Origin of the sequence: Mesorhizobium sp. ES1-1, assembly GCF_020164785.1 — a bacterium.
GTDB lineage: Bacteria > Pseudomonadota > Alphaproteobacteria > Rhizobiales > Rhizobiaceae > Mesorhizobium.
Window position 1 is genome coordinate 413,384 of the sequence record NZ_JAIUGX010000004.1, and the last position, 13,379, is coordinate 426,762.

General features: G+C 63.2%; 10 protein-coding genes. 4 read left to right on the forward strand and 6 right to left on the reverse strand.

The genetic code is table 11. The features are described from left to right. Positions 1–7: 7 nt before the first annotated feature. Genes LB513_RS09775 through LB513_RS09785 form a run of 3 tightly spaced genes read left to right on the forward strand, consistent with a single transcriptional unit; the run spans position 8 to position 3,290 of the window. On the forward strand, positions 8–1,309 hold the full coding sequence (locus LB513_RS09775) for a cytosine deaminase (RefSeq protein ID WP_224663357.1): 1,302 nt from the start codon (positions 8–10) through the stop codon (positions 1,307–1,309). Next, a complete protein-coding gene (locus LB513_RS09780; RefSeq protein ID WP_224663358.1) occupies positions 1,309–2,712 on the forward strand; it encodes an FAD-binding oxidoreductase in 1,404 nt (467 codons plus the stop codon). Before LB513_RS09775 ends, LB513_RS09780 begins: the two co-directional genes overlap by 1 nt. Beyond that, positions 2,709–3,290 (forward strand): NAD(P)H-dependent oxidoreductase, encoded by a 582-nt coding sequence (locus LB513_RS09785; protein ID WP_224663265.1) that lies wholly within the window; start codon positions 2,709–2,711, stop codon positions 3,288–3,290. Before LB513_RS09780 ends, LB513_RS09785 begins: the two co-directional genes overlap by 4 nt. 67 nt (positions 3,291–3,357) lie before the next feature. On the opposite strand, the gene LB513_RS09790 is transcribed toward LB513_RS09785, so the two are convergent. The 5 genes from LB513_RS09790 to LB513_RS09810 are packed head-to-tail and all read right to left on the reverse strand — an operon-like array spanning position 3,358 to position 10,958. Next, on the reverse strand, positions 3,358–5,805 hold the full coding sequence (locus tag LB513_RS09790) for an FAD-dependent oxidoreductase (protein ID WP_224663266.1): 2,448 nt from the start codon (positions 5,803–5,805) through the stop codon (positions 3,358–3,360). Beyond that, positions 5,802–6,983, reverse strand: coding sequence for a pyridoxal phosphate-dependent aminotransferase (locus tag LB513_RS09795; RefSeq protein WP_224663267.1), 1,182 nt, complete (start codon positions 6,981–6,983; stop codon positions 5,802–5,804). Before LB513_RS09795 ends, LB513_RS09790 begins: the two co-directional genes overlap by 4 nt. After that, a complete protein-coding gene (locus LB513_RS09800) occupies positions 6,976–7,881 on the reverse strand; it encodes a homocysteine S-methyltransferase family protein (protein ID WP_224663268.1) in 906 nt (301 codons plus the stop codon). The genes LB513_RS09795 and LB513_RS09800 overlap by 8 nt, the downstream gene beginning before the upstream one ends. Continuing rightward, the gene (locus tag LB513_RS09805) at positions 7,878–10,331 is read right to left on the reverse strand and encodes an FAD-dependent oxidoreductase (protein WP_224663269.1); all 2,454 of its coding nucleotides are present in this window, start codon (positions 10,329–10,331) and stop codon (positions 7,878–7,880) included. Before LB513_RS09805 ends, LB513_RS09800 begins: the two co-directional genes overlap by 4 nt. A gap of 39 nt (positions 10,332–10,370) precedes the next feature. Beyond that, complete coding sequence (locus LB513_RS09810) at positions 10,371–10,958, reverse strand: helix-turn-helix domain-containing protein (RefSeq protein WP_224663270.1); 588 nt, start codon at positions 10,956–10,958, stop codon at positions 10,371–10,373. Positions 10,959–11,138: 180 nt separating this feature from the next. Between LB513_RS09810 and LB513_RS09815 the strand changes: the two genes are divergently transcribed. Beyond that, positions 11,139–11,843, forward strand: coding sequence for a nitroreductase (locus LB513_RS09815; protein WP_224663271.1), 705 nt, complete (start codon positions 11,139–11,141; stop codon positions 11,841–11,843). Positions 11,844–11,869: 26 nt separating this feature from the next. Here the strand turns inward: LB513_RS09815 and LB513_RS09820 are convergent, their stop codons facing one another. Beyond that, on the reverse strand, positions 11,870–13,312 hold the full coding sequence (locus LB513_RS09820; RefSeq protein ID WP_224663272.1) for an MFS transporter: 1,443 nt from the start codon (positions 13,310–13,312) through the stop codon (positions 11,870–11,872). Positions 13,313–13,379 lie beyond the last annotated feature (67 nt).

Consider the following 13,379-nt stretch of genomic DNA (forward strand, 5'->3'; position numbering starts at 1 on the left):
GCAAGCCTTGATCCCAACGGCTCGCAGCTACCGCCTCGCCAAAGCCCGCGTTCATCAGTCCGTGACACCCGGCCTGGCTGCCATATCCGACAGTGATGGCTTTGCGCTGGTCGATGTCACCGTCACCGACGGTAGGATCGCGGCCATCACGCCGCATGACCGGGCTGCAGCGCATGCAAATGCCACCGATCTCGGCGGGCGCATCGTGCTTCCATGCTTCGTTGACTGTCACACCCACATCGACAAGGGGCACATCTGGCCGCGAAGGCCTAATCCGGACGGCACTTTCATGGGCGCGCTGAATGCCGCCGGCGCCGACCGCGTCGCGCGATGGAATGCCGAGGACGTTGCGCGGCGCATGGATTTTTCACTGCGCTCGGCCTATGCGCATGGCACCCGGGCCTTGCGCACGCATCTCGACAGTGTCCCGCCGCAGGAGGAGATTTCCTGGCCGGTGTTCGAGGCGGTGCGCGACGAGTGGCGCGGCCGCATCGAGTTGCAGGGCGCGTGCCTGCTCGGCATCGACGGCGTGCGTGACAAAAAGTGGTTCGACGCTCTGGCAGCGCGGGTTGCCGCGGCGAAGGGCGTTCTCGGCGTGGTCACCTATATGCTGCCGGACCTGGAAGAATTGCTCGACCACGTCTTCGCCAAAGCAATCGAGCACGGGCTCGACCTCGATTTTCACGCCGACGAAACCGACGACATTGCGGCTATCTCGCTGAAGAAGATTGCCGAGGCGGCCCTGTGGAGCGGCTTCGAGGGCAATATCCTGGTCGGCCATTGCTGTTCGCTGGCGCGCCAGCCCGATCTCGATGTGCTCGAGACGCTGGACAAGGTGGCGAAGGCCGGGCTGGCAGTCGTCTCGCTGCCGATGTGCAATCTCTATCTGCAGGATCGGCGTTCCGACCAGACGACGCCGCGCTGGCGCGGCGTGACGCTGCTGCACGAGATGAAGGCGAGGGGCATCCCCGTCGCCGTTGCCTCGGACAACACGCGCGATCCGTTCTATGCCTATGGCGATCTCGATATGCTGGAGGTCTACCGCATGGCGACGCGCATCCTGCACTTCGACCATCCGGTGGCCGATTGGCCGAAAGCGGTCGCCGCGACCCCGGCCAAGGTGATGAGGCTCGACGGTTTCGGCACGCTTGCAGCCGGCGGCGACGCCGATTTCATCGTGTTCAAAGGCCGGAGCTGGACGGAATTGCTGTCGCGGCCGGAATCGGATCGCATCGTCGTGCGCGCCGGGCACGCGATCGAACGGGAATTGCCGGACTATGCGGAACTCGACGAACTGATGGTGGAATGATGGATGTTTCGGCGCTCAAACGCGATCTCGATGGGCTGAAGCTCGACGACAATCCGGCCATCGTCCAGCAGAAGAGTCGCGATTTCTACTGGTACAGCCCGGTGTTGAAAAAGCAGCTCGACAATGTCACCGGCGACATGATCGTGACGCCGAAGGACGATGCCGAACTAGTCCGCGTGCTGGCCGCGTGCCATCGACATGGGGTGCCGGTGACGCCACGTGGCAGCGGCACCGGCAATTACGGCCAGGCCATGCCGCTGTCGGGCGGCGTCGTGCTCAATCTGGCCGAAATGAACGAGATCAAATCGATCGCGCCGGGCCGTGTGGTGACCGGGCCGGGTGCTGTCATTGCCGACATCGACAAGGCGACGCGGGCGCATTCGGGCCAGGAGTTGCGGCTGTTCCCCTCCACCTACAATACGGCGTCGATCGGCGGCTTCATCGCCGGCGGCTCCGGTGGAGTCGGCTCGATCAATTTCGGCGGATTGCGCGATTTCGGCAATGTGCTTCGCCTGCGCGTGGTGACCATGGAGGCAGAGCCGAAAGTGCTCGAGCTCACCGGCGAGGACCTACATAAGGTGACCCACGCCTACGGCACCAACGGCATCATCACGGAAGTCGAGATGCCGCTGACGGCGGCCTATGAGTGGGTCGACGTCATCGTTGGCTTTGACAGTTTCATGCCGGCGGCGCGCTACGGCAACGCGCTGGCCTGCCAGGACGGCATCCTGACCAAGCTGATCACGCCGATAGCGGCTCCCATACCGCAGCTATATTTCAAGCGGCACCAGAAATTCCTGAGCGAAGGACAGAGCATCTGCGTGGTCATGGTGGCGCAGCATGGGCTGGATGCTTTCCTTGCCTTCACCCGCCGAGCCGGCGGCGAGATCATCTTCAATGCCGCCACCGCGACAATCGAAGACAAGAAGGGCCTGCCGCCTGCTTATGAACTGGCGTGGAACCACACGACCTTGCGGGCGCTGCGCGTCGATCCCTCGATCACCTATCTGCAATCGCTCTATCCCTTCCCCAACCAGCTGGCGCTGGTCGAGAAGATGGACGCGATGTTTCCGGACGAGGTGTTCTCGCATCTCGAATTCGTGCGGCTAGACGGCAACATCACCTGTTTTGGCCTGCCGCTGGTGAAATTCACCACCGAAGAGAGGCTGGACGAGATCATCCGCCTCCATGAGGAGAATGGCTGCCCGATCTTCAATCCGCATCGCTACACGCTGGAAGAGGGCGGCATGAAGCAGACGGATGCCGTGCAGCTCGCCTTCAAACGCGAAACCGACCCGCAAGGATTGCTCAACCCCGGCAAGATGATCGCCTGGGAAAATCCGGATTATGACTACCGTTCGGGACGGACTTTCCTGTTCAAGGGGCTGCAGCGGGTGGGATGAACATCCTCATCCTCTATGCGCATCCGGTCGAGACCAGCTTCAATGCCGGACTGCACCGGACGATTGTCGTGCGGCTGCAGGCGGCCGGCCACACTGTCGATGATTGCGACCTCTATGCCGAAGACTTCGATCCACGGCTGACGCGCCGGGAGCGACTGGAGTACCATAATGAGCGCGGCCCGGGCGACGCGACGGCGCCCTACGTCGAGCGCCTGCTGCGAGCCGATGCCCTGGTGCTTTCCTACCCAGTGTGGAACTACGGCTTCCCGGCGATCCTGAAAGGCTTCTTCGATCGCGTTTTCCTGCCCGGCGTGTCGTTCAAGCTGGTCAACGGCAAGGCGCAGCCGTCCCTTTACAATATCCGTAAGGTCGTGGCGGTCACCACCTATGGCGGCGGGAGGTTCCGCGCGATGCTGATGGGCGACCCGCCGCGCAGGCTTATCAAGCGAATGCTGCGCGCCACGGTAAGGCCGGGTGCTTCGGTGACCTATCTGGCGCACTATGGGATGAACCTATCCACGGATGCATCGCGCAAGGCGTTCATGTGCAAAATGGCCAGCAGAATGGACGCGTTCTGACGCCGACTGGTTGCGCCCTCTTCGGCTCTTCGGCCAAGGTCGCCCCTGAACGGAGCGAAGGCAGGCGTTACATCCTCACCCGTTCCGATTTCGGATCGTACATCGGCTTAATCGATGCTTCGGCCGTGAAACGCTCGCCGGCGATCTCGATCTCGTAGGATGAAGCCAATACATCCGCTTCGCTCTCGCCTTGGCATGGCACATAGCCCAGGCCTATGGCGCCGCCGAGATGGTGGCCGTAATTGCCTGACGTGATAGGCCCCACGATCTTGCCGTCGCGCAGGATCGCTTCATTGTGGAACAGAAAGGGCTGGGGATCTTTGAGCCGGAACTGCACCAGCCGCCGGCTCAATCCGGCTTCTTTCTTTCTCAGCACCGCATCGCGGCCGATGAAGTCGCCCTTGGCGGTCTTCACCGCGAAACCAAGCCCGGCCTCGAGCACATTGTCCTCGTCGGTGATGTCATGGCCGAAATGACGAAACGCTTTTTCGATGCGGCAGGAATCCAGCGTATGCAGGCCGCAGAGCTTCAGGCGGACGTCGGCGCCTGCCTCTTCCATTGCTTCGAAGACATGGGCTGCCTGGTCGGTCGAGACATAGAGTTCCCAGCCGAGTTCGCCGACATAGGTCACGCGGTGGGCGCGGGCCAGGCCCATGCCGATCTCGATCTCCTGGAACGTCCCAAACGGATGAGCCTCGTTGGAGAAATCATTCGGGCTGACCTTCTGGATCAGCGTCCGCGCGTCGGGGCCCATCAGGCAGAGCACGCTTTCGGCGGCCGTCACATCAGTGATGACCACAAATTCGTCCTTCAGGTGCTTGCGCAGCCAGGCGAGATCACGCTGCAGCGTGGCGCCGGGCACGACGAGGAAGTAGGCCGTATCCGACAGCCGCGACACTGTCAGGTCGCTCTCGATGCCGCCACGCTGGTTGAGCATCTGCGTGTAGACGATCTTGCCTGGTGCGACGTCCATGTCGTTGGCGCAGAGCTTCTGCAGAAAGGCGCAGGCATCGCGGCCCTCGACACGGATCTTGCCGAAGGAGGTCATGTCGAACAGACCGACCCCATTCCTGACCGCTAGATGCTCGTCGCGCTGATTGTCGAACCAGTTCTGCCGTTTCCAAGAGTATCGGTATTCACGCTCCTGGCCATCGCGGGCAAACCAGTTGGCGCGCTCCCAGCCAGCGACTTCGCCGAAAACGGCACCGCGCGCCTTCAGATGCTCATGCAGCGGCGAACGTCGTACATTTCTGGAGGTCGCCATCTGCCGATAAGGGAAATGGTCGGCATAGAGCAGGCCGAGCGTTTCGGAGACGCGCTCCTTGAGATAGCGTCGGTTCTTCTGAAACGGCTGGGCGCGGCGGATGTCGACTTCCCAGAGGTCGAAGGGCGCTTCGCCGTCGTTGATCCACTGGGCCAACGCCATGCCGGCGCCGCCGGACGAAACGATGCCGATCGAATTGTAGCCCGTTGCCATCCAGTAGCCCGACAGTTCCGGCGCCTCGCCGAGATAGTAGCGGTCGTCCGGTGTGAAGCTCTCGGGGCCGTTGAAGAAGGTGTGAATGCCGGCGGTCGCCAGCATCGGCATGCGGTTGACCCCCATTTCCAGGATCGGTTCGAAATGGTCCATATCCTCGGGCAGTTGGTCGAAGCAGAAATCCTCGCGGATGCCGTTCATGCCCCACGGCTTCGCCACCGGCTCGAAGGCGCCGAGCATCATCTTGCCGGCGTCCTCCTTGTAATAGGCGCACTCGTCGGGGACTCGTAGTACCGGCAGGCGGCTGAGGCCGGGTATCGGCTCGGTGACGAGATAGAAGTGCTCGCAGGCATGAAGTGGGATGGTCACGCCGTTCTGCGCGCCCAGTTCGCGAGCCCACATGCCGGCGCAATTGACGACGATGTCGGCCTCGATCGTGCCCTGGTCCTCGCCCTGCGCCCAGGACACGCCAGTGACGCGGCCAGCCCTGGTGTGAACCTTGGTGACCTTGACGTTCTCCATGACGGTCGCGCCGCGCTGGCGCGCGCCTTTGGCCAGCGCCATGGCGATGTTGGCGGGGTCGCACTGGCCGTCGAGGGGGAGGTGCACGGCGCCGACGACATCGGAGACGTTGAGATGCGGGTACATCTCCTTGACCTCGCGGGGGGAGATCTCGCGGACGTCGACATCGAAGGCGCGTGCCAACGATGCCTGCCTGTAGATCTCATGCTTGCGCTCTTCGGTCAGGGCCACGGTGATCGAGCCGACCTGGCGCATGCCGGTGCCGACATCGGTCTCGGCTTCCAGCTTGACGTAGAGATCGGCCGAGTACTTGGCCAGGCGAGTCATGTTCTGCGAGCCACGCAACTGGCCGATCAGGCCGGCGGCGTGCCAGGTCGTGCCGGAGGTCAGCTGCTTTCGTTCGAGAAGAACGATATCCGTCCAGCCGAGCTTTGCCAGATGATAGGCGACCGAACAGCCGGAAACTCCGCCGCCGATGATTACAGCGCGGGCTTTGGTAGGTATGGTCTTGGTCATGCGGCCTCGCGACGATAGCTGGATGTAAAGCGGCGCAAGCGAAGCGCGGCCTCTTGAAGGACAGGCTCCGGCTGGCAGAGGCTGACGCGGATATGGCCGGCGGCGGCTTCGCCAAAGCTGGAGCCCGGCATCACGCCTACATTCTCCGCGTCGAGAAAGGCCCAGGCGAATTTCTCGTCGTCGGGTTCGATGGTGGATATGTCGAGCATGACATACATGCCGCCCTCGGAACCGCGCACGGTGACGTCGTTCATGCCGCGTACTGCATCGAGGAAGACGGTGCGGCGCGCCGCGTAGCGCTCGGCGATGTCCTTCACGCCATACCGCTCCTCGAGCGCCTCGGCACAGGCGATGGAGATGAAAGCGGGCAGCCCGTATGTCGTCACCAGATTGAGATTGGTCAGCAGCGTGATCATCTCCTGGGGGCCTGTCAGCCAGCCCATGCGCCAGCCGGTCATGCCATGGCTCTTGGACATGGAATTGATGACCAGCGTGCGTTCAGCCATGCCAGGCAAGGATCGCGGCGAGACGTGCTCCCCGCCGCCGAGCGTCCAGTAGACCTCGTCCGACAGCATCCAGAGATCATGCTCGCGGCAGATTTCAGCCACCTGCTCCAAGCGCTCACGCGTATACACCGCGCCGGTCGGGTTGTTCGGCGTGTTGATCAGGATGGCGCGCGTGTTTGGCCTGAGCGCTGCGCGGATCATGTCGGCGCGTGGCTGGAAACCATCCTCGGCCGGCGTCTCGACGACTGTGAAGCTGGCGCCGGCGGCACTGAACGTATTGGGGTAGGTGGCGTAGTAGGGAGCCACGACAATGGCGTGGTCCCCCTGGTCGAGAACAGCCTGCACCGAGGCGTAAAGAGCGGCCTGCCCGCCGGGGGTAGCGATCACCTGCTCTGGCGTCGTTTCGACGCCGGTGCAGGCGCTCGACGCCGCCGCCATGGCCTGGCGCAGGCGCGGCACGCCTGCAAGCGGGGTGTAGTGGTGATTGCTGCCGCGAACCGCGGTCACGCAGGCCCCGATCGTTTCCGCCGGCGTATCGAAGTCATGGTCGCCGACAGAAAGCATGATGATGTCCTCACCGGCTTCCTTGCGGGCCCAGGCGGCGGAGTGAACTTCCCAGCCATCCTTGCCCGACGGCACGATGCCGGAAATGCGCGATGATGGTCTAGGCATGGATATCTCCCGAAATCTCATAGCCCGCCCGTTCGAGCCGGTCGCGCAGAGCGGCGATATGGGGCGGTCCGACTTCGCAGCAGCCGCCGACAATCTCGGCGCCAGCCTCTATCCAGCCAGTTGCCTGTTCGGCATAGGCATCCGGACCGAGGTCGTGACGGGCGTGCAGCACATCGACGGTGCCGCCGTGCTTGAGCGCCTCGGTCGAGGTGAAGCCGTTGGCGTATGCGCCGACCCGGCCGCCGAGTTCGATCAGTTCAGGCAAGGCCGCCGTGATCGCTTCCGGCCGGCAGCAGTTCAACAGCCGCGCCGCTAACGGCAAGCCGTCTAGCGCGCTTGCCGCCGTGGCGATCGTTTCACCGCTGCGCAGGCGCGGCTTGCCGTGATCGGCGAGCGTCCACGACACCCATACCGGTTTTCCGCTTTCTGATGCGGCGGTAACAGCCGCGCGCGCCTCGTCGGCCGACGCCATGGTTTCGCACAGGAACAGATCGACCCCATCGGCCTGTTCGGCGACAATCCGACGGTAGATGTCCAGCGTGTCCTGGTAGGAAATCGTCAACGCCGGCGCGTAGCTGCCGAACAGGGGCGACAGGCAGCCGGCGATCGCCGTGTCGCCAGCCTCGTCTCGGGCCTGCCTTGCCAACTCGATGCCGCGCTGCTGCAGCGGCTTGAACAGATCTTCGGCACCCTCGCGGGCCAAACGCTCCGGCGTTGCCGAATAGGTGTTGATGGTGATGACGCGGGCACCGGCACGGATGAATTCGGCGTGCAGGTCGCGCACCAGATCGGGCTCATCGATCAGCACCCTGGCCGACCAAAGCGGCGTTGGCTCGGATTTGCTGCGCCGGACCAGCTCCTGGCCCATGCCGCCGTCGGTTAGGACGACTTTCTTCATGCGCGCAGCCTCTCGTTCTTCGGGTCCCAGAGCGGCTCGTCCTTCTGCACGATCGCCTTGAAGCGGTCGCCGAAAATTTCGACCTCTATGATGGTACCGGGTTCCGCCAGATCGGCGCGCAGCATGCCGAGCGCGATCGACTTGTCGATGCGATGGCCCCAGCCGCCAGACGTGGTTTCGCCGACGATTTGGCCATCGTGCCACAATGTCGAGACGGAAGGAGCGTCGCAGTCGCCGGGGTTCTCGATGACCAGCGTGACAAAGCGCTTCTTCACGCCCTGCTGCTTTTCGTTGAGCAGCGCCGCCTTGCCGCGAAAATCGGGCTTGTCCCATCTGACGAAGCGCTCGAGGCCACCCTGCAGGAGCGAATAGTCGGTCGACAGGTCGCCTTTCCAGGTGCGGTAGGCTTTTTCGAGCCTGAGCGAATCGAGCGCGTACATGCCGAACGGCTTCAACCCATGCTTTTGGCCGGCCGCCCAGACGGCGTCGAAAACGGTTGATGTGTCTTCGACCCTGGTGTGGATTTCCCAACCGAGTTCGCCGGCGAAGGACACACGCACCAGCCTTGCCCAGCTGCCGGCGATGCTGGTTTCCTGGTGCGTCAGCCATGGCAGGGCAAGATCGGCTCCGCAAACCTCGGCGAGGATCCTGCGCGAGTTCGGGCCGGCGAGGATCTGGGTCGAATAGTCTTCCGTGCGGTCGATCAGCCTGAAGGTCGCGTCCTTCGGCATGTGCGATTCCAGCCATTCGAAATCGTGCCATTGCGCCACCGCCGCGGTTATCAGCGTCATCAGATGCTCGTCATGGCGGACGACCGACATCTCGGTGACGATCCGACCCTTGTCGTCGGCGAAGTAGACCAGGCCGATGCGGCCGGGCTTCGGCACCAGTCCGGTGACCTGCAGGCCAAGCCATTCGGCAGCGCCCGGACCTTCGAGGTTGAAGCGCGAGAAGCCCGGCAGGTCAAGAATGCCGGCAGCGTCGCGCACGGCCAGGCATTCCTCACGGACGCGATGCTGCCAGGGCCCGTCGCGGCGGAAGGTGAGCGTGGCTTCCTCGGAAATGTCGTCGCCGGGCTGCGCGTACCAGATGGCGCGCTCCCAGCCATTATAAGCGTCGAAGCGGCCGCCAAGCGCCTTGAGGCGGTCATGGATGGGCGACAGTTTCCTGTCGCGACCTTCCGGCCAGGGGTGGTGCGGGAACTGGATGGCATATTCGTTGCCATAGATTTCCATGCCCTTGGCGACGCAATAGTCGGGCGCCGAGGCAAAGCTGGTGAAGCGGCGCGGGTCGCAGGACCACATGTCCCATTCGGTCTGGCCTTGCGTCACCCATTCGGCCAGCACCTTGCCCGCACCTCCGCCCTGGGCGATGCCGAAGGTGAAGACACAGGCTTCGAAGGCATTCGGCACGCCGGGCATCGGCCCGATCAGCGGATTGCCGTCCGGCGTATAGGGGATCGGCCCGTTGATGACCTTGGACAGGCCGGCGGTGCCGAGGATCGGCACGCGGGCGACGGCATCGGCAAGGTAATCTTCGAGTCGGTCGAGATCGTCGGGAAACAGCTGGAAGGAGAAGTCCTCGGGCATCCGATCGTTGTGCGTTGCCCAGTGCGCGCGGCAGTTGCGCTCGTAGGGGCCGAGATTCATGCCGTTCTTTTCCTGCCGCAGATAGTAGGAGGTGTCGACGTCGCGCAGCAGCGGCAATTTCCTTCCCTGCTCCTTCGACCATGCCGCCAGTTCGGGGATTTCTTCGAACAGGATGTACTGGTGGCTCATCACCATCATCGGCACGTCGCGGCCGAACATCCTGCCCACTTCGGCGGCGCGGTAGCCGGCGGCGTTGACGACGACCTCGCAGCGGATTTCACCCTGCGCCGTCTCCACAACCCATTCGTCGTGCTCTCGCCGCGCGCCGGTAACCGGGCAGAATCGGATGATCCTGGCACCAAGGTCGCGGGCGCCCTTGGCCAAAGCCTGGGTCAACTGGGCGGGATCGATGTCGCCATCATTTGGGTCATAGAGCGCACCCTTCAGGTCATGCGTCTCGATGAAGGGATAGCGCCGCTTGATGTCCTCGACGCCCACCACGTCGATGTCCATGCCCTGGTAGCGGCCCATGCCCTTGGCGCGCTGGAATTCCTGCAAGCGCTCGACAGAGTGGGCAAGCCGCAGTGAACCGGTGACGTGGTAATTCATGGGATATCCGACGGCGTCGGCCAACCCGCGATAGAGCTCTGTCGAATAACGCTGCATGTTCATCAGCGACCAGGACGACGAGAAGGTCGGCACATTGCCGGCGGCATGCCAGGTGGAGCCGGAGGTGAGTTCGTTCTTTTCGAGAAGCACGCAGTCGGTCCAACCTGCCTTGGCAAGATGATAGAGAGCCGAGGTGCCCACGGCGCCGCCTCCGATGATCACTACGCGTGCTGTGCTCGGCAAACCGGCCATGTTCTTCTCCAGACTTCGTTCAGCGAAATGATTTATCGTTCAATAGACCGGCGGCGAAACCACCCAGATGACAACAGCCGGCTCAGTGCCGGGATTCCGCCAGCGGAACGGCTTGCCGTCGAACCGGAAAGAGTCGCCTTCGCCGAGCCGATGCCAGACCCCTGCGATCTCGATGTCGAAGGCGCCGGAGACCACGAAGCCGGCTTCCTCGGTCGGCCGGCGAGCCTCGGTTCTGAGGGCAGCGCCGGGCGCGAAGACAGAACGCAGCATCTCGAAACTGCCGCCGAGGTCGGGCGACAGAAGCTCCTCCACCAGGCCGGACTCGCTTGTGCCAAGCCTGCGGCGGCTGCCCACGCGCACGACCACGCCGCGCTCGATCTCGGCTGGAACGTCATGGCTGAAGAACAGGCTGACCGGCACGCCGAACAGCTCGGCGAAGGCCCTGATGTCACCTATTGACGGCACGGACAGGCCACGCTCGACCTGACTGACCCATCCGACCGAACGGCCAAGCTTCGAGCCGATCTCGGCCAGCGTCAATCCGCGCGCCTTGCGCAAGGCCCTGATATCGCTCGCCAGGAGGCGTTCGTCAGGCTCTTGCGACGTCTTGGCGAGGCTTGAGGACAAAGCGGCCCTTCATGAAAAAAATAGATCAATTTTCATGAAAGATCAGACCCATGAAAAAATCAAGCGGATTTTCACCGCTCCGGAAGATTTGCTTGCACGATTTTGGTGCTTCATGCAAAGGCTCGGGCGCGAAGGGCGATTGGGGACGTCCGATCAAGAAGAGCGGTCAAGGGACGACCCATGCTGGACAACAACACCCGGATGGCGGGCGATGCCGAGATTGTCGACGAGGCAATCGTGTCCCGCCGCTCGGTACGGGCATTCCTGCCAGACATGGTCGACGACGACACGATCCGCGCGATCCTGGCGGTTGCGGCGCGGGCTCCCTCCGGCACCAACATGCAGCCTTGGAATGTCTATGTCACCAAGGGCGAGACCAAGCAGCGGATAAGCGATGCCATTCTCAACTCGGGCATTCGCGCCGAGAAGGCCGATTGGGACGAGTACAAGTATTATCCCACCCAGTTCTTCGAACCCTATCTGACCCGTCGCCGCGCCAATGGGTTCGGCCTCTATGGCGCGCTCGGCATCGGCCGTCGGGAGGTCGACAAGATGAGGGCTCAGCACGACCGCAACTTCGTCTTCTTCGACGCCCCAATCGGCATGATCTTCACAATCGACCGCCGGCTCAACCAGGGTTCCTGGATCGACTATGGCATGTTCCTGCAAAACATCATGGTGGCGGCGCGAGGGCGGGGCCTCCACACTTGCCCGCAGGCAGCCTTCGCCCCCTATCATCGGCAGATCAGGCCTGTGCTCAACATTCCAGACGAGGAAATCGTGGTGTGCGGCATGGCGCTCGGCCACGAAGACACCTCTAAGCCCGAGAACGCCTTCCGCACCGACCGCGTGCCATTGGAAGAGTGGGTGACGTTCCGCGAATAGAAACGCGGCATGCCGGCAACTGCCGGCTAATCCATATTCATCTGCGCGCCATGGCCGCTGACATGGGCGCCGTCCTGCGGCGTCAGCTTGAGATAGGCGAGCAGCGCGCACAGCGTAATTACCCCTTCGATCAGGAACAGGATGCGGAAATCATTGGTCACGGCAGGCCCTCCGCCGGCCAGGAAAGACAGCAGCGCCGCCGCCAGGCCAACGCTGATCGCCACCGCCAGCTGCCATAGGATATAGTAGAGCGCGCTGAAGCGGGCGAGCTGGTCGGGGGCTATGTCGGAATAGGCGAGGTTGCCGGTCGACGCCCACTGCGCCGAGCGCAGGACGCCAAAGGCGAAGATATAGGCAAGCACGATCCAGACCGGCGTCGTGGCCTCTATCAGGGCGAAGCCGGCGACCACTGCCGCAACGATCGGCGTGTTGACGACGAGCACACGGCGAAAGCCGAAGCGGTTGAGCAGGCGCGGCATGAAGACACGCATGATCAGCGATCCGATTGCCGCCACAAAGGTCAAAGATCCCGCCTGCACCGCGCTCATGCCGAAACCGAGCTGGAACATCAGCGGCAGCAGGAAGACGACAGAGCTCAAACCGATCGTGTCGAGCCCGCCGCCGGTGAGGAAGGAGATGCGGAATGTGCGGATGCGCAGGAGCTTCAGGTCTAGCAATGGGTTTCGGGCGCGCAGGCAGTAGACGGAGGCGGCCGTCAGGATGACGATCGCCAGCGCGAGCTCGGCTGCGATCACGCTGCCGGATGCATCTCTGGCAGCAAGCGAGTCCATGCCGAAGACCAACAGCACCATGCCGCTGCCGACCAGCAGAAAGCCCGGAAAATCGAATGGCGTCCGCACCGGTTTGGTGACCGTCGGAAACAGCGAAGCGGCAAGGACAGCGGCTGCCAGCGCGAACGGCACGTTGATGAAGAAGATCCAGCGCCAGGAAATGTAGGTGGTGAGCGCGCCGCCGACGAGAGGCCCGACAAGCGGTCCGGACTGGCCGGCCAGCGAAATGTACATGTTGATCTTAAGCGTACGGCTGCGCGGGAAGGTCGACAGGATGACGACCTGGCCAAGCGTGCCCATCAAGGCGCCGCCAAAGCCTTGCAGCGCGCGGGCGCCGACCAGCGTCCAGATGTCGTTCGACAGCCCGCACAGCGCCGACGACGCCGCAAATACCAGCAAGGCGAAGCAGTAGACATTGCGCAGGCCGAAACGGTCGGCGGCCCAGCCGCCAAGCGGCATCGAGATGATCAGGCTGGCGACATAGACGGTGATCAGCAGGCCCAGTTGGCTTGGTGGCCGAGCGAGGCTTTCGCCGATACCAGGCAGCGCGGTCACCACCACGTTCTGGTCCAGGCTGGTCATGAACACGCCGCATGCGACCGTCAGCGGCAGCAGGAGCAAGGCGCGGGCGGGCACATCGGCGCGATCCGTAGCGCCGGCGGATAGTTCTGCGGTCATGAAGCTGTTCGAACCAAACGAATGCGCCAGTCTGAGATGGGGTTCCAACCCTTGAGCCATTTGGGCG